19 protein-coding genes are annotated in these 16,414 nt (G+C 36.9%); 15 read left to right on the top strand and 4 right to left on the bottom strand.

From position 1 onward, the window contains the following. Window positions 1-257: 257 nt before the first annotated feature. From J0M15_05640 to J0M15_05630, 3 genes are all read left to right on the top strand, one after another. Entirely contained in the window at window positions 258-770 is a 513-nt protein-coding gene (locus J0M15_05640; protein ID MBN8536514.1) for a hypothetical protein, read from the top strand. Next, window positions 760-918 carry a hypothetical protein gene (locus J0M15_05635; protein ID MBN8536513.1) on the top strand — a complete coding sequence of 53 codons (159 nt, stop codon included), beginning with the start codon at window positions 760-762 and terminating at the stop codon, window positions 916-918. Before J0M15_05640 ends, J0M15_05635 begins: the two co-directional genes overlap by 11 nt. Before the next feature lie 231 nt (window positions 919-1,149). Beyond that, a complete protein-coding gene (locus tag J0M15_05630) occupies window positions 1,150-1,902 on the top strand; it encodes a hypothetical protein (protein ID MBN8536512.1) in 753 nt (250 codons plus the stop codon). Here J0M15_05630 and J0M15_05625 read toward each other — a convergent pair whose 3' ends face one another. After that, the gene (locus J0M15_05625) at window positions 1,903-2,490 is read right to left on the bottom strand and encodes a TetR/AcrR family transcriptional regulator (GenBank protein MBN8536511.1); all 588 of its coding nucleotides are present in this window, start codon (window positions 2,488-2,490) and stop codon (window positions 1,903-1,905) included. Window positions 2,491-2,680: 190 nt separating this feature from the next. Here J0M15_05625 and J0M15_05620 point away from each other — a divergent pair, with 190 nt between their 5' ends. The 3 genes from J0M15_05620 to J0M15_05610 all read left to right on the top strand — a co-directional run bounded on the left by J0M15_05620 (window position 2,681) and on the right by J0M15_05610 (window position 4,257). Next, window positions 2,681-3,142, top strand: a complete 462-nt coding sequence (locus J0M15_05620; GenBank protein ID MBN8536510.1) for a hypothetical protein — start codon at window positions 2,681-2,683, stop codon at window positions 3,140-3,142. Window positions 3,143-3,312: 170 nt separating this feature from the next. After that, complete coding sequence (locus J0M15_05615) at window positions 3,313-3,465, top strand: hypothetical protein (protein ID MBN8536509.1); 153 nt, start codon at window positions 3,313-3,315, stop codon at window positions 3,463-3,465. Window positions 3,466-3,540: 75 nt separating this feature from the next. Then, on the top strand, window positions 3,541-4,257 hold the full coding sequence (locus J0M15_05610) for a hypothetical protein (GenBank protein MBN8536508.1): 717 nt from the start codon (window positions 3,541-3,543) through the stop codon (window positions 4,255-4,257). A 32-nt stretch (window positions 4,258-4,289) separates the two neighbouring features. Here J0M15_05610 and J0M15_05605 read toward each other — a convergent pair whose 3' ends face one another. Continuing rightward, complete coding sequence (locus J0M15_05605) at window positions 4,290-5,381, bottom strand: hypothetical protein (GenBank protein ID MBN8536507.1); 1,092 nt, start codon at window positions 5,379-5,381, stop codon at window positions 4,290-4,292. After that, the gene (locus tag J0M15_05600; GenBank protein ID MBN8536506.1) at window positions 5,374-6,504 is read right to left on the bottom strand and encodes an MFS transporter; all 1,131 of its coding nucleotides are present in this window, start codon (window positions 6,502-6,504) and stop codon (window positions 5,374-5,376) included. The genes J0M15_05605 and J0M15_05600 overlap by 8 nt, the downstream gene beginning before the upstream one ends. 33 nt (window positions 6,505-6,537) lie before the next feature. On the opposite strand from J0M15_05600, the gene J0M15_05595 reads away from it, so the two are divergent. The 6 genes from J0M15_05595 to J0M15_05570 all read left to right on the top strand — a co-directional run bounded on the left by J0M15_05595 (window position 6,538) and on the right by J0M15_05570 (window position 12,313). Next, window positions 6,538-7,548 carry a glycosyltransferase family 9 protein gene (locus J0M15_05595; GenBank protein ID MBN8536505.1) on the top strand — a complete coding sequence of 337 codons (1,011 nt, stop codon included), beginning with the start codon at window positions 6,538-6,540 and terminating at the stop codon, window positions 7,546-7,548. Continuing rightward, the gene (locus J0M15_05590) at window positions 7,536-8,861 is read left to right on the top strand and encodes a hypothetical protein (protein ID MBN8536504.1); all 1,326 of its coding nucleotides are present in this window, start codon (window positions 7,536-7,538) and stop codon (window positions 8,859-8,861) included. Before J0M15_05595 ends, J0M15_05590 begins: the two co-directional genes overlap by 13 nt. A gap of 13 nt (window positions 8,862-8,874) precedes the next feature. Then, the gene (locus J0M15_05585) at window positions 8,875-9,411 is read left to right on the top strand and encodes a DUF1003 domain-containing protein (protein ID MBN8536503.1); all 537 of its coding nucleotides are present in this window, start codon (window positions 8,875-8,877) and stop codon (window positions 9,409-9,411) included. A gap of 232 nt (window positions 9,412-9,643) precedes the next feature. Further along, window positions 9,644-10,324: a hypothetical protein gene (locus J0M15_05580; GenBank protein MBN8536502.1), complete on the top strand. Its 681-nt coding sequence runs from the start codon at window positions 9,644-9,646 to the stop codon at window positions 10,322-10,324. Between the two features lie 101 nt (window positions 10,325-10,425). Then, window positions 10,426-11,526, top strand: coding sequence for a TIGR04552 family protein (locus J0M15_05575; GenBank protein MBN8536501.1), 1,101 nt, complete (start codon window positions 10,426-10,428; stop codon window positions 11,524-11,526). 7 nt (window positions 11,527-11,533) lie between these two features. Beyond that, window positions 11,534-12,313 carry a 1-acyl-sn-glycerol-3-phosphate acyltransferase gene (locus J0M15_05570; GenBank protein ID MBN8536500.1) on the top strand — a complete coding sequence of 260 codons (780 nt, stop codon included), beginning with the start codon at window positions 11,534-11,536 and terminating at the stop codon, window positions 12,311-12,313. On the opposite strand, the gene J0M15_05565 is transcribed toward J0M15_05570, so the two are convergent. Next, entirely contained in the window at window positions 12,254-13,429 is a 1,176-nt protein-coding gene (locus J0M15_05565) for a thiolase family protein (GenBank protein MBN8536499.1), read from the bottom strand. The two genes, J0M15_05570 and J0M15_05565, sit on opposite strands and share 60 nt — an antisense overlap. A gap of 166 nt (window positions 13,430-13,595) precedes the next feature. Between J0M15_05565 and J0M15_05560 the strand changes: the two genes are divergently transcribed. The 3 genes from J0M15_05560 to J0M15_05550 are packed head-to-tail and all read left to right on the top strand — an operon-like array spanning window position 13,596 to window position 16,398. Beyond that, window positions 13,596-14,594 (top strand): hypothetical protein, encoded by a 999-nt coding sequence (locus J0M15_05560; GenBank protein ID MBN8536498.1) that lies wholly within the window; start codon window positions 13,596-13,598, stop codon window positions 14,592-14,594. 43 nt (window positions 14,595-14,637) lie between these two features. Beyond that, on the top strand, window positions 14,638-15,825 hold the full coding sequence (locus J0M15_05555) for a hypothetical protein (GenBank protein ID MBN8536497.1): 1,188 nt from the start codon (window positions 14,638-14,640) through the stop codon (window positions 15,823-15,825). A 3-nt stretch (window positions 15,826-15,828) separates the two neighbouring features. Continuing rightward, complete coding sequence (locus J0M15_05550) at window positions 15,829-16,398, top strand: methyltransferase domain-containing protein (protein MBN8536496.1); 570 nt, start codon at window positions 15,829-15,831, stop codon at window positions 16,396-16,398. Window positions 16,399-16,414: the final 16 nt, after the last annotated feature.

The raw sequence follows: 16,414 nt of genomic DNA, 5'->3' as shown, positions 1-16,414 counted from the left end.
AAAAAAAAATTCCGGCCCTTTTTCATTCGATTGCCTGGTGTAATAAAGAATCCATTTCGGCGATACTTTACGGCTCTTTGTAAAGTTCTAAGACATCGGTTTTGTTTTTAATTCAAAACAAACTCGTTTTAAGACTCGGCATGCTCTTCGCACTATAAGAATCATGAATGATCGTTCTGATTGAATAACGGCAAATAATACCCCTGATTTTTAGAACGATATCTAAAATTGTGAACCAGTCCCGATGAGGTATGGAAATGTCTATTTCAAAATCGATGAATATTTTTGATCTTATATTGTGCTTCATTCTTTCAATCCAAATGGCTGCCGTTGATCTTAAGTCTTCAACGACGCGTCCAGAAAGGGAACCGGCTTATGATTTGGAATCCAAATATAGGGTTGATTTGAGTCGAATAATAATCGGCAGGTTCTCCTCTGATGAGACAAGACTCTATTCGCTAGTAGATAATGCTAATCCGCCAGTAAAAGGGTACCGACGTGTCGAATTAGTTCACTTAGTATCCGGGAAAAATTGGAAAATGACAAACTGGAACCATTCTTTCCTAGGAATTAATTTTAACCTGAATTTGAGTCCTGACTCCAGATTCTTTAATCGAGATGATGTTTTGGTAATCAAGTTTTCGGATTACCAAAATTCAAAATTTTCCGTGGGCTGCAGTTTCAAATATCCAAATTTTTATTCTAGTCCGTTTAAGGTTTATTCTCTTCAAGAATTAGGATGCGAATTGAAACCTTTAGATGCCTATTGATAAACAAACAATTCAACTTTCTATAGTTACAGATCTGTTAGATGAAGAGTATTCCATTAAAATTCCAGTGAATGAAAAAATATACTGGTTCTACAGATCAAAAGCTAGACTTGCTTCTTCGAACCAAAGCGAGTGGCTTGGATATTGAAAATGAATAAGTATGCTTCGAATCGCTCAAGTAATTCTACACCTAATTGCACTTTGCATGTTCAGCTCTTGGTCATATGGCCAGCAAAAATGCATTGAACTGTACTCGTCTCAAAATGAAACAGCGGCTTTGATTGTTTCTGGCCGTGTTCAAAGTCCGCACAATTTACAGCCCTATTCGGTTTTATACATTGAGAAGAATATAAGATTGGGTTCGCAGAGGGAATTCGTCATGGTAGACACGTTACCGGATGGCGATGGCTTTTTACCAACTGCATCGGATATGATAGCTTTAAAACGCTATCACGAAGTGGCCTCCGGGTATCAATTGGGCCTTGGGACTATACATCAGCGCTATGCAGGGAGATTGACGGAAGCAGAGCTTAAAGCTGTCATCGCAGGAGACTGGAAAAACCTTAGTGAGGCCTTAAACTCACATCGTTTGGGTTATATTTCAGTTAAGTCTGAACCACAAAAACTTAATGACTATCAAATGCAACAAGAAACTAAAAATGATTTAAAAGGTTTTCTTCGCGTACATGATGGAACAGATTACCGAAAGCTGGGTATCGATACAGCTCAGACAGAATCGTCCTTTGAAATGCCAAGCGAAAGTTTGCTGGCTGTAAAAGGCATTAAAACACAAGTGTTTGATGATTACCGCTCTCAAGGGTACCAAATTTTTGAACTGGGTAAGTATTATATAGATCCTGATTTGAGCCCTAATCAATTAAAGTTTGTGCGTAACGAGCTTTTTAAGTGGCTCATAAAAAATTATTTAATCTCAGGATCTACAGCTTCGGACAAGGTGGTATTTGTTATTGATGTAGGAAGCAAAGTTACGGCGAGAGCTTATCGGATTTTGTTTGGCGCCCGCGAGTTAAGTATTGATCTATTTATGCCCGCGCTAAAGTCTCCCGATTCGATTCTTGTCGTTGATCAAAAAATATTGCTTGAGCGTCTTCAAAAAATTATTTTAAACTAATTATAATCCTAATAATTTTGAGACGGCAGCATAGATCCGGTCAGTTCGGTGCATTTGAATTTCGGCCTTTGGCTCAATCAAAGTTTTAATCACTTCGCCAACAATCAGGCTGTGAATATTTTCGGCCACATCTTGCACGTCGGAAATATTCCAACTTTTATCTAAATTTCCTAAAAGAATAATACGCCTAACTTTATTTAAGGCTCTTTCTTTAATCTGCTGATATAAATTTAGCATTTCGGCAGTGCGCATCGAATAATAGTAAAGACCAAAAAGTAGCGCATCATGGGATCTATTTTTAGAGGCGTAAACGATGTGATCTTGGATATAGAATTTAATTTGTGTGTCTGCCCGTTTCACACTTTCAAGCTCATGTTCTGATTCAGCATTAAAAAGCCCAAGCCAATGCTTACAGGCTTCTAGGATGAGTTCATCCATATCTTTAAAGTGACGATAAATTGCAGCAGTTGATAACCGAGTATGCTGGGCGATCTGCTGAAAGGTTACATTATAAAGACCTTCAGTAAAAAAAAGTTCCGTGGCCTCGGTGATGATTCGAATGCGTGTTTTTTGACCTTTAGGTGTCATTTTGTAATTCCCTGAAATTTATACATACCTTATATTACCCAGTTTTTTTAGGTAATTACACAAAAAAGTAATGATATATCTCTTTTTTGTGACGATTTAACACTTTTATCTTGATAAGCGTAATGCGACGTATTATAAATGAGCTCAACAACAACGAAGATGAAAATCTTCTTTAACAAAAAGGAGCCTCATGAAATATTTATCAACAAAGGCATCAAAAATTTTAATTGCGCTCAGTCTAGTTCTAGTACCGTTCACCGTCTCGGCTAATTCTCCAAATTGGCGACCATTGTACGTTTGCGAAGGAGGGAAGGTGATCATCGATTTGGATCAGAACACCGGTAAAACTATCCAGCTCGTCACCTACGATTCCCGTGTTGCCGGGTCTATGCAAGGCCTCTTTGGTCAACTACCACTGTTGTTTTGGTATTATCCTGAAACTCGAGCTCACGTGCTCATGTACCGTGATCGATCAAATGAACTGACATCGCAAATTCAGTTTGAACATCACGGCGGTTTTGGATTTTCTATTTATGAGGATATTCATTTTGGAGGAACGGTCACTTTCGAATATCGAACGTTTCCTCAAAATGATTGGGAACGGCCGAAGGTGGTATACATTTTTAGGGGATGTTCGTTTGCAAGAAGATAAAGATATCGTGAAAATTTTTCTCAGCGAAATGAAAGCGAGTCACTGGAACACAAGTACAAAAGACGGGACGACTTTTTGCATTTTATGAATATGCGCTGTTTAGAAAAATAGAATCACTACAAAAAGCTACGGCATAAAATCCGGTAGATAGAAGATATAGACGGCCGTCTATGAGCGAAAAAGTAATTTATGTTGGACTTGATGTCGATGATCAAAATTTCCATGGAGTAGCCCTTATAGCTTGCACTGGAGAGGCGTTGAGCTGTCATTTTAAAAGACAGTTCGACTACAAAATTTGTTTTTCCCTGGTCCTGGAATCATAAAAGGACAGCTCATTAGCAAAATACTGGCTCGTAAATTGAATTCCTAATCTATGTAATTAATCACTCGAGGTATGTATGAAACTAAAACTCATCTTAGGTCTTCTCTTATCTTTAACTCCTATTTCATTTTCAGCTCCTGCGGTTGTTGCTGAAAATATGACTGGAAATTTTAAATTTAAATCTGATAAAGGCGAAGTAGAGGTCACAGATAAAAATTATAAAAGTTTAAAGATGGAACTTAAATATCAAGTCTCAGGTGAACTCGATAGACTGCTTCTTGGAAATCCTAATTCTTTTGATATTGTGTTGGCGGTGGGTGATAATGGCGAGAAAAAAATTGTCTTCAAGACGACGCAAGTTTTTGGTCCTCCACTATCTAAAAAAATAGATGATAAAGAAGTAAATGATTTAAAAGTACGCTATCGGGGAGAGGCTAAAGATAATGGTCAAGATTACTCTATAACTTGTTATGAGAAAACCATTGATGTAAAAGACTCGGTAAAACAAGAAGTAAAGGAAAAACAAGAGTGCCTAAAAAAAGACAAGTGTCAGTCTTTTGCTGTTAAGGATAAAAACACCATTGAAACAACAGAAACCCCTGTTTGCATTGGTAAGAAAACGGTGACCCTTGTTCCCAAAAAAATACAAATAGTTTTAATTTGCGCGGTTTATGATGCAGCAAAAGAAGGTGACCCTAAAAGCATGAAATTAACACAAGTTCTTGCTGAAAAGGAAACCAAAGAAATTAAAAAAATTACGGGTGAATCGACGTCCTCTGCAACTTGCCAGTAGGAGCGTGTTTAAAAAGTCTGAAGGGCTGATGGTTAAAAACGGAGGATTGAAAAATATAATTTCAAACCTCCATTTTCAATTTTCAGATGTTCTGTTTTAATGGCTTTCTCATGGGTCCATTTTTCTGGGTGAAAAAGTCCGATAATTTTGGGTTGATAATTCTGATAGAGAATTTCAATTAAGTTTTTGGGAATTTGATTTTCAAGCCGTTTACCGTAGGGTAAATTCGAATAAATCCAGCTAACTTGACTCCCATTGAGAGTTTTCATTTTAATTTTACAAGAATCCTCGTTATAAAAATGAATTTTTTCAAATTGAGGAGATTTTTTTAAGTTGGCCTTACAAATAGCTAAAGCTTCGCCCGAAACATCAATAGCATGATAGTTCAGAAAGGGAAATTGCTGTTCTTTGAGGGGGGCAACTGTTATTTTTGGATGCACGGATTCAAAATCAAAGGCTCGTTTATTGGTTTCAAAAAAGTTAAGGGTTTCGAGCAGAAGAGTTCCAGAACCACAAAAGGGATCGACAAAGGATAATGGTTTTTCCCAGGGTGAGGCCAATTCCAGCATGCGAAGTAGACCCCAATGGGCGATGGTTTCTCGCATCGGGGCTTCGGAATTTAATTTAGTGGAAGATCGTTTGTAAAGAGGCTCGCCCGAGCTATCAAAACTTAACTTGCATATATCCCTAAAAATATCTACGTACAAAACGAGAGCCTCTGGCGGAGCTTCTGTGGGTTTAGCAAAAACCTTATTCTTTTTAAATACCTCTTTAAACACTTCGAAAATTTTTTTTTCTTGACCTAGTTTTGATTTCTTTGCATCGACTTTAATGAGTATAGGAACGCCTTCAGGATAATATTTTTTAAATTGGATTTTTTTTATTTTCTTTTCTAATTCATTAAAAAAATAAACAGGAAACTCTTCCAACCTTAATAGAATTCGAGTGGCAAGTTTTAAGCGGGAGTTGAGTTCAAACCCCGCCATCAAAGGACAGCTAAGCTCAACGCCCCCTTTGGCAATTTTTGTTTTATATTCACAATTTTGTAAGGAGAGCCAAAAGTGAATTTCCTTTTCCGTTTCAGCCTCGAAACCAAGAGCTGTAATAATAAAAAAATTATTCATAAACCTCTTTTTTAGTTTTAAAAAGTAAAATTAACGAAGCCATCATGCAAATGGGTCCTATCCAAAAAGCTATTTTTAAACTAGTTAAATCTGCAATACTCCCAACTCCAAGATGCATCAGTACAACGAATAGGGCTTGTATAGCAATAGTTGTCGAAACAATTTCTGATGACTTCTGGGGATTAAGTTCTGAAATATAGGACAGCGCTAGAGGATAAAACGGAGCCATGGTGAACCCACAGAGCACCATAAAAAAGGGATTTAAATACATACCCAGGATTAAAAATGAAATCGAAGAAATTAACGACCCAACTAATTGAATTTTTAAAGGCCATTTGGGCGGATAAAATGAAACGATAAGTCGTCCTATCATCATAAAAACAAACATCAAGGTTACGTAAAAACTGGATTCCTCAAGCGAAGAATCAAAATAGCGACGCATAAACAAGGCTAATCGTGTCCCTAGCATGATTTCAGCAACCACATAGAGGGAAATGACAAAACAAATGGTTTTCTCTTTCCATTGCAAATGAGGATGAATTTCTTTATTATTTTGAGCCTGCCCTTCTCGAAACATTTTTTTTCTTTTTGAATTAAGATAATAAACAATCACGAAAAATAAAAAAGAAAGCAGTGAAGAAATGAGCAAAATATTTTTCCATCCTAAAAAGCCAAAACTGGCAACAAACAAGGGGGATAACAAGGAAGAGATCCCATACATCGAATGCAAGCCGGTCAACATCCGTGAGCGGCTATGGGGTTTTGAACCCTGGATAACCAAGTTGTTTTGACTAACGCCTAAAAAGCCAAAACTGATTCCTAAGAAGAAAACCCCAAGAATAAGGACCAAAAAATTTTGAGAAAAACTTTGAATTAAAAAGGAAACACCAATAGCAAGAACACCCAAATTTAAAACTTGTAGCAAAAAGTAGGTGTCTTTTCGTTTTCGAATATAATAACTTGCAAAAAATGAAACTAAGGAAGTCACTGCAAAATAGGCAGCTCCTAGGGTGTCATTAACATGAAAGTATTTAATAATCTCTGGAAACAGGGGACCCCTCAGATTATCTGAGAAACCAAGGATAAATAAGCTCACATAGGATACCACAATTAAATAATTCATGACTTTTTCTAATATCCGAGTAAACTTCTGTTAATGCAATTTAATTTTAAAATTCTGTTAATTAGGTTTTCCAGTTTCGGGGATATCACTCAATCCCTAAGTCTTCCTGCAAAAATAAAAGAAAAATTCCCTCAAGCTCAAATCCATTTTATCACGCGTAAAGAATTTAAAGGGATCATTGAACCCCATCCCCTCGTTGAAAAAGTTTGGTCGTTAGATCGTAAATTAGGTATCAAGGGTCTTTTTGATTTAGGGCTTAAATTGAGACAGGAAAACTATTTGAAAATTTATGATGTTCACAATAATTTTCGTTCTCGGTTAATATGTCTTATCATCGGTTTTTCTAAAAAGTTAGAAATTCTACGAAGACCCACCTACAGAATAAAGCGGATACTTTTATTTTCTTTTAGAATCAACAAATATGAAATGCCCTTTTCTGGACAAAGAGACCTCATCGAACCCTTAGAAAAATGGGGAATCAGCAGATCTCTCCCTCCTCCTCCCCAAATTTTTCCATCAGAACTTGATGAAACCAAAGCCCGGGAGTTACTTCAATCCTTTGCTAAATCATTTATCACTTTGGCTCCTTCGGCTGCTTATTTCTTAAAAAGATGGCCAAAAAGTTATTGGATTAAGCTTATAGAACTACTTCCTGAAAAAAATTTTGTTATTCTCGGAGGTCCAGAAGACCGCTTCATCGAAGATATTGAGAAGGCGGCTCCTCATCGGTGCCTCAATCTGGCTGGGAAATGTGATCTGAGCGTCAATACAGCAATTATTTCAAAATCAGAACTTTTAATCAGCAATGACACGGGACTGATGCATGTCGCTGAACAGTTAGGCCATTCTTGCATCGCTTTAATGGGGCCAGCACCCTTTGGATTTCCATCCAGAGCTACAACTCATATTTTTGAAATTGATTTAACCTGTCGTCCTTGTAGCAAGCATGGACAGGGCCCATGCACCAATGCAAAATATCATCAATGTTTAGTAGACATAAAACCTGAAACTGTAGCGAGTAGGGTAAGAAAATGGAAACTTTGATTTTTTATAGTTACCGATGTTTGTTTTTGGTTGTCTCATTTGTTTTGAGAATTGGTTATTTCGTTTTATCTAAAGGGAAACTAAAACAAACCCTCTTTTTTAGAATTCATCATCCCTTTACAATCAAGCCTACGTTTAATCAATCTCATCCTACCATTTGTGTTCATGCGGCTAGTGGCGAAATCGAATACGCCTACCCTCTCATCAGAAAAATTAAAGAATTGCAACCTCAATACAATATTTTGGTCACTCTTTCGTCACCTTCGGTCCTCTATGCATTAAAAAATTCAAATGATATAGATGCTTTTGGCCCCGCACCTATTGATACCTTTTTTTCTATTCGACGCTTTCTTTTTTTATGGAGCCCAAAATACGTTTTGTTTTCAAGAACAGATGTATGGCCTGAGTTTAGCTATCAATTATCATCACGAAAAATACCTTCTTATTTGTTTTCTTGCACCCTTTCAGAGAAAAGCTCAAAAGTGGGCTTAGTCAGTCAAGGGTTAACAAAATTTTGTTTCAATCGATTGACAGCCATTTATACTGTCGGTTCTGAAGATAAAATAAACTTAATGAAAATAGGTATAAAAGTTCCTATTGAAATTTTAGGGGATACTCGATTTGATCAAATTGAACTCAAAAAAAAATCCGTTCCCATTTTAAAAAATCTTTTCCCTATTAATTCCCAACAAGAGGATTTGACTCAAAATAACGATCATGCCTTTTGTTCTAAGAAAATTTTTGTTGCTGGTTCTACCTGGGAAGAGGATGAACGTATTCTTTTTCCTGTATTTAAAAATTTCCACAATTGGAAATGGATTGTGGCCCCCCACGAAGTCAATAAATCTCACCTAGATTCTATTAAAAATAGGATCACGAAAGAATTCCCTAAGGCCAAGTTGCAATTTTATTCCGATTTTGATGAAAATACCGATTGGGATATTTTAATTGTCGATCAATTCGGACTTTTATTTTATCTTTATCAATATGCTGATATTTCCTTTGTCGGAGGTTCTTTTAAAGATAAAGTTCATTCTGTGATGGAGCCCTTAGCCTATAACAAGTATGTTACCGTGGGGCCTAAAATTCTCAATAATAGAGAAGCTCTCGAGTTTTCAAAAATGAAATTACCCTCTAACTTGAATATGGTTCAAGTTATTAATCATGGCCAAAATTTAGAAAATATTCTATCGCTCATTGATGGTCTAACTCCTGAAAGTAAACTTAAAGATTTTTCAAAAATAAATGATACCATGACTTTAAAAAGAAATGCCACAGACCGGGTCTACACATTTATCTTTAATAAATCATGAAAGGTCGAATCCTATGGATTTAAAAGAACTGATCGAAGAAGAAAACTTACAATTGCAAAGATTGGGCGATTTAGTTAAAGAATCCATTGCTGAGGAACAACTACTATCAGAGAAACTGCTCGAGCTAGAAAGAGACTCTGAGCTTTCCCTAGGTCAATCCCTGGCCGATAAAGTGGCTGAGTTCGGAGGGAGCTGGTTTTTCATTATAGGATTCTTTTTTATTTTAGCATCATGGATAGTACTCAATATATTCTTTTTAGGAGAAAAGCCTTTTGATCCTTATCCCTTTATTTTACTTAACCTTGTTCTTTCCTGCATCGCTGCTATTCAGGCCCCTATCATCATGATGAGCCAAAACCGAAGAGAAGATAAAGACCGTCGACGAGCCCGCAGTGACTTTATGATCAACCTAAAAGCCGAAATGGAAGTGAGGAGTCTCCATGGGAAAATGGACCTACTCATTAGTGAACAAATGAAATCTTTATTTAAAATTCAGCAGTCACAGATCGATCTTCTTCTTAAAATTAATGATACCTTGAAAAAAAACTAATCAAAGGGGCCTGGATCTGTATCCTCCTTGTTCGAGTGAGGGCCAAAATTGACAAGATCGTAAGTTGTCTCAAAATGAATCACAATTTAGCTTCATATTTCCATAACTTCCAGATGGAATCATTTTTAGATGATTTGGGTTTCTTAGTCTTTGGCATCTTCTTTGCCTTAGTAAGTAGGTAAGAGCGTGTTTGAAGAATTTTAAACATGTTCAAAGGACAGGAGAATTTTTTATGAAAAAAGCCATTTTGAAATCAATTTTATTTGCATTTTTAAGTTCTTTTTTAATTTTATCATCATGTGCAAAAAAGAACACCTCTTCAAGCAGGTCTGGCGCGGCCCTGAGGGGAACAGATCCAGTAAATGGAGTTAATAATTTAAGCACTCAAAAATGCACTGATGGATCCTCTACCTGGGGAAGGTTATGGGATGATGGCTCAGTTCCAGGAAATAATTTTAGAGATTCGTTTGCTAATTTTTTATCTGGATCCATGGACCCTGCATATCTTGGAGCCTTGGACGGTTCGGCGGCCTCAACAGAAACCTGGGTGAGTATGGAGCTAAAACTAAAGGTAACAAATAACCAACTAAATTTGTCTGAATCCAAGTTTTCTTTGGAAATAAAAGATGGGAAAGTTGGGGAAAAAGGAACAGATGGTGAGCTTTTAAAAAATATCATGATAAATTTTGTAAAAGCAGACTCCGGAGAAATTTCAAACCTAGTTGGAAATACTGGAAATTTTAAATTAGTTTTTAAAGATAGCTATGGATCCGTAATTGTTGAGGGAACCTTCAATGGGACAGAGGCCAGAGGCAAGGTTAGTTTTATTAATACAACTCATTTTAATAAAGAGACACCAAAATCTGGATTCTTGGGAGTCTTTGTTATGAAATCTTGTGGATTATTCCTTTAATTAACCTTTTAGGTAAGCTTTCGGAAAATGCTAGACTCTGAGCTTATTAAATCATAGGATCTGTCAGGAAAAAATAGTTTCCGAACAGGTTTATGATGGTGATGAAAACAGATTTTGATTTTAATTGGTCGATCATGGATACGATTGCTGGTGGCAAATCCGCTTTAGATATTCCAGGACTTGAAATCGACACAGAAAATAAAGCTCATTTGTTTTTAAAGTCCTATGGTTTTGATTCCAAAAATCCCAGAGATATCGAAAAACTCTGGTACTATCATCGCCGGAGTGTCGTTTTAATGACGGAACGCTTGGGATACGCCCTTGATGAAATCCCAGAAGTCTTGCGAGATCGAAAAAGTCTAGTGGATATCACAAAGCTTCTTTTCTACGCGACCCCTAAAAATAGTTTTTCAAAAGAATACCAGATATGGTCATGTGCAATATTAAGGTGTATTCATGTATTTGTTCACACGGAGAATGATCTATTTACGAGTTATTCGGAAGAGATTCAAAAGCAAGTATTGTCTGATTTTCAGAAGTTTATTTATCATGATGGCCAAACTCATAAAACCTATTTAACGGTTGGTGATTCAAAAGGTTACTTGCCCCATGAATCTAAAATTGAGTTGGTCCACTTTCAATCCAAACCGTTCAAAACCTCATCCAGTGCTGTGATTAAGCTGTTAGCTCGTCCAGATGCTTTGGCAATGAAAATATTTGATAAGTTGGGGATTCGATTTGTAACTAAAGATTTATTTGATGTTTTTACCGTATTACGATTTTTGTTAGAGCATCAAATGATTAGCTTTCCTCATACAATGCCGGATCAGTCTTCAAATAATCTTTATCCTGTAAGTCATTTTCGTAAAGCTTTAGAGCTTGCCAAACAGGAAAAAATTTCGCGAACTGATTTTCACTCCTATATGGAAAAGTACCTAGAGGAAAACTTAAAAGAGACCGATCTTTTTCGTAAAAGCAATAAACAGACCCATAATGATTTTAAGTTTATTAAATTTATCACGCGGAAACTTATTCATATTGATAAAGAAGATAAAAGGTTATTTAGTTTTTTCTTTCCCTATGAGGTTCAAATCATGGATGAAAAATCCTATACGAATATGATCTCAGGACCTTCCAACCATGATTCTTATAAAGAGCGACAAATAAAAGCCGCCAGAAATAGATTGTTCCCAGGGAACTAGGAGGCTTATGATGTTAGATTCCTTAGCACCACTAAGATCCATAGTGATGGTTTTGATATACCCCTTTTTTACTTTGATAGCCTCTGTGGTAACGATAGTTTTAAATTTGATTTTTAATGACCGAAAAATAGATAATAGGGTTATTAAATGGTGGGCCCGCAATACTTGTCGGATGTTTAATGTGAAAGTGAAAGTGATCCATCGCGAGAAAATTCCCAAAAATGGGGGTTGTTTGTACCTCTTTAATCACACCAGTTATTTTGATGTCTGGGCGATGTCAGCAGCTCTTCCTTCATTTCGTTTTGGGGCCAAAATTGAATTATTTAAGATTCCTTTTTTTGGGAAGGCCATCGCAAGGGTGGGAGTTCTTCCTATCAACAGAGACCGTAAAGAATCTGTTTTTAGAGTTTATGAGAAGGCAAAAATCAGGATGCAAAAGGGCGAAAGATTTGCTTTGAGCCCCGAAGGAGGAAGGCAGCTGGAGCCGCGTCTGGGAAAATTTAAGTCGGGACCATTTGTCTTTGCAATCCAATGCCAAGCGCCCATTGTTCCTGTGATCATTCGAAATGCCAACCGGGTGATGTCTAAAAAAAGTTTTATTCCGAATTTTTACCACTGGCAAGACACCATCACTCTTGAAGTGATGGATTCTATTGAAACAACAGATTTTGTGATCGATGATAAAAAGAAATTAATGAACATGGTTCATGAAAAAATGAACCATGTTTTAAACTCTTTCGATAATCATGGCAACAGCTTCGCCTCCACCGATACACAAGGTCGCTAAACCATATTTTTGTTGATGAGTATGTAGACCATGTACCAGAGTGGCCAAAATTCTAGCGCCACTGGCTCCAATGGGATGACCAATGGCAATGGCACCACCGTGGGAATTGACCTTGGCCCTTGTAAGTTCTAATTCTTTAATAGCAAACAGGGTGACCACGCTAAAGGCCTCATTGATTTCCCAGCGATCAATATCAGAAACTTTGAGATTGGCTAAGTTGAGTACTTTTTTAATGGCCCCGACAGGAGCCGTGGTGAAATAACTTGGATCATGGGCATTGGTTGCATAAGCTACAATGCGTGCTAGGGGTTTTAATCCACTTTTTTGAGCCTGGGTCTCTGACATTAACAAATGAACAGCGGCTCCATCATTAATTTTGGAAGCATTCGCGGCCGTCACGGTGCCTTCTTTTTCGAAGGCGGGCTTTAAGGTGGGAATTTTATCAAATTGAGTGTTAAAGGGTTCTTCGTCTTTATCCACAAGGATATTGCCTTTTTTGTTTTCTATGATTACCGGAACAATTTCATTTTTGAAATAATTCTGAGTCATGGCATTCTGGGCAAATTGATAGGATTCAATGGCAAACTGATCCTGCATTTCTCTTGTAAAGTGATTTTCTCTTGCGCAAAGATCCCCAAAGGAACCCATATGGGAATTTCCATAGGGATCCCAGAGCCCATCTTTGAGCATAGAGTCAGCTACCATGGCTGGTCCCATTCGGAATCCCGATCTTGAGTTTTCGAGGAGGTGAGGGGCCAGGGTCATATTTTCTTGGCCACCGGCAAGGACAACATGGCTGTGCCCTAGGGTGATCGCATCGGCGCCTAGCATGACGGCTTTAAGACCAGATCCACAAACTTTGTTAATGGTTAAACAAGGAGTCTTGTTGCTGAGTCCACCAAAGATGGCGGCTTGTCTGGCGGGTGCTTGCCCAACCCCTGCGGCTAAAACTTCACCCATGATCACTTCATCAATTGCCTCGGCTGATAGTGAAAATCTTTTCATAGTTTCTTTAATCACGATGGCTCCTAATTTAGGAGCAGGAAGGGCACCTAAACTTCCTTGAAATCTTCCGACAGGAGTTCTGAGCGAACTGACAATCACGACTCTGTTCATAATTTTCCCCTCTATTTTTTTTGAGTGATGTTTAATTGATCACCTCGAGTTTTTACCTGCACTTCAGAGGGGTCAAGTAAGTTCTCTTCATGCACAGGATGTCATTCCATTAACGAGGGAAACTTGAAGTTGACACGGATGCAGATTCACTTTGAAATACTCGTCTATGTTTAGAAAATCCTTGTTTAGAAAATCGACTTCTTATTTAGTTTTTATGGCGTTGAGCTTTTTTCGTTGCAGCCAGGTGTTTGGTCAGGCGATTGAGCTTTCGGTGCGGGACTACCCGGCGTTGATATTGAAGGGACAGAATCTAGATGTTAAAATCTCGGAGTCCCCGGGTGCCACTATCAAGATAGTGGGAGTGTCCGACAAAAATCGTTGGGTGTTAAAAAATTCAAATGGTAAGGGACTTCTGATTGAAGAGATTTTAAAGGAAAATAAAAAAGATCTCATGTCCGAGCTCAATTCTCCAAAACAAAAAATACTCATCCAAACTCCTAGTATTCCCATTCAAGTTTCTGGTTATAAAGTTGATTTGTTAGTTGAAAATATGAAGAAAGAAATCAAAGTGACCAGCTCTTTTGGAATCTTAAAGTTTATTAAAACCACTGGAGAACTTCAAGTTTCTTTGGTTAATGGAGATATCGCTGTCGAAACTCATACAGGGAAAATGATTTTTGATGGAGAGCAACTTAAATTGAATGTGCAAAATTCTTTGAGTGATGGCGAATTTAAAGTGCAAAATCTTAAATTGTCTTTAGATAAAACACAGGGTAATCAACAAATTTACGCCTACAATGGTCAGGTCAGTTTAAATCAAAATTCAGGTTCTTTTTTTCTTGAAATGACTAAAGGAACTTTGGGTGCTTTTACAAACCAAGGGCGCTTTGAGGCAAACTTGGATGATGTGAACACTCAGGTTCGATTGAGTAAGGATAACGAACTTATCCTGAAGGCGAAGACGGGTAGGATTTTTGTTAATACCAACAATGTTTCGGGAATAGGGTTAAATTTGAAGAGTGATGAGGGTGATATTTATTTACCTGGGTCTTTAAAGTCATATAAAAATAAGCAAGAAAGCACCTTTAAGGGCAGAACTCCAGGGGACAAAACCTTGACCCGCATTGAGGTCAAATCTATCAACGCGCCGATCATTATTAAGTAAATTTTAAGTTGACTTCGTTGGCGTATTAAATAAAGGCTAGGGCATGGGAAAAAACATCAAGATGAAAATGACACACAAAGCAAAAACACCTTCTGGAAAAAATCAAAAATCCAATAATTCTAAGCATATTGGCTCTAAAGGCAGTGACAAAAATAAGTCAAAAAAAATGATAAGTAAAAGTGCTGAAAAAGCAGGCGTTAAAACTTTCTCTAAAGAAATGCCTAAATCGAGTCTTAAATATAACGCTCCGAACAAAAGCCATTTTAAGGGAGCCAAAAAAGAAGTTGAGTTTAATAAAAAATACAACAAACCAGAACTAAAGGGTGTTGATTCAAAAAGAACGGAATTCTCAAAATTACCAATTAAAGGGCATAAAAAAGAAATAAAAATTGAAGTTACCTCTTTTAAAAAAGAACATCTTAAAAAGTTAGAATTAAAAAAAAGAGAGCACGAGAAAAGCTTAGAGCTAAAAAATAAAAAACTTCAAGAAGATCAAAATAAGAGTAAAAAGTTCGCTGATAAAAAAGAATTTGACAAAAAAGTTTTCGACAAAAAAATAACTGATAAAAAACATGGAGCTTCTTCAAAAACAGTTGAGTTGTCAGGAGAGGGTTCAAAATCTAATAAGGTTGAAGCTAAAAATCAAAGTCAAAAGGAGCTAAAAAAGCAAAAACCTCAAAAAACAAAAGATCTCAAGGACAACAAAGAGACGGATGCTTTAGATGATGTTTTTTTGGATGATGATAATGGGAATGAAATCGAAGAGTATGCAGAGGATTTAAAAGCTGTCGAAGAAGCTGACCTTGAAATTGATGACTCGTTGCTTTTTGAAGCCGAAGTTAAAGAAAAAAACTTTGAAGAGATTAATTTAACCGATGCCGAGGGAAATTTACTTTGCCGGGCTCGCGACTGTGACCAGGTAGCCGGTGTTGATGGTTATTGCCGTTATCATTATTTGCTTTATTGGAAGAAAATTCAGGTGCGTAAGAAGATTTTGACGGATGGAAAACTTGAACGGTATGTCGAAGAATTAACCTCTAGATATCCTGATAAATTTCTAGAGATGATCCGCAGGGATTTAAGAACGGAAAAAGATTTCTTGTCTGCCATTCAAGAGTTGGAAATTGATGAATCCAATTTGGAAAATGAATTTGAAGAAGATACCCAGACTTTTATTGATGAAGTTCGGGGGATTAATGAAGGCGCTAGTATCGATGAAGAGTTTGAATAATCTATGACATCTTCTTTTCATTTTTTTAAGGCGGCTATAAAAGAACCATTACAGATTTCAACATTGTTTCAAACATCATCTTCCGTAGTGAAGGCATTAATTTCGCCATTACAGGTTGATCCCCATTGTTCTGTTTTAGAGTTGGGAGTAGGGGCTGGTGCTGTCACTGAAAAAATTTTTAAAAACATGAGTGATAAGGATAAATATATTGGTATTGAAATAAATGAAGATCTTTATAAGTTTGTTTCAAATAGATATAAAGGTTTTAAATTTATTTGTAGTTCTGCGGAAGCCATTTCTGATTACAGTGAAAAACGGAAATTTGATCTGATCGTTTCGACCCTCCCTTGGTCATTGTTTGATCGGCAAATTCAACAGAACATTATTGAGCAGGTTAAATTGCATCTTGAAAAAGGTGGGTATTTTAAAACCTATCTTGCTTGCAATGCGGTTTTAACCAACTCTGGTGCTCGATTTCAGAATTTATTAAAAGAAAAATTTGAAGTAACATCACATTGGGAAGTATTAAACATCCCTCCAGCAAAAATCTTTGAATGCCGCCTCAAAACTTAAAAACCTGGTCGAAGAT

The organism is Deltaproteobacteria bacterium, from assembly GCA_017302835.1.
Classification (GTDB): domain Bacteria; phylum Bdellovibrionota; class Bdellovibrionia; order Bdellovibrionales; family Bdellovibrionaceae; genus UBA2316.
This window is presented reverse-complemented; position numbering and strand designations above follow the sequence as displayed.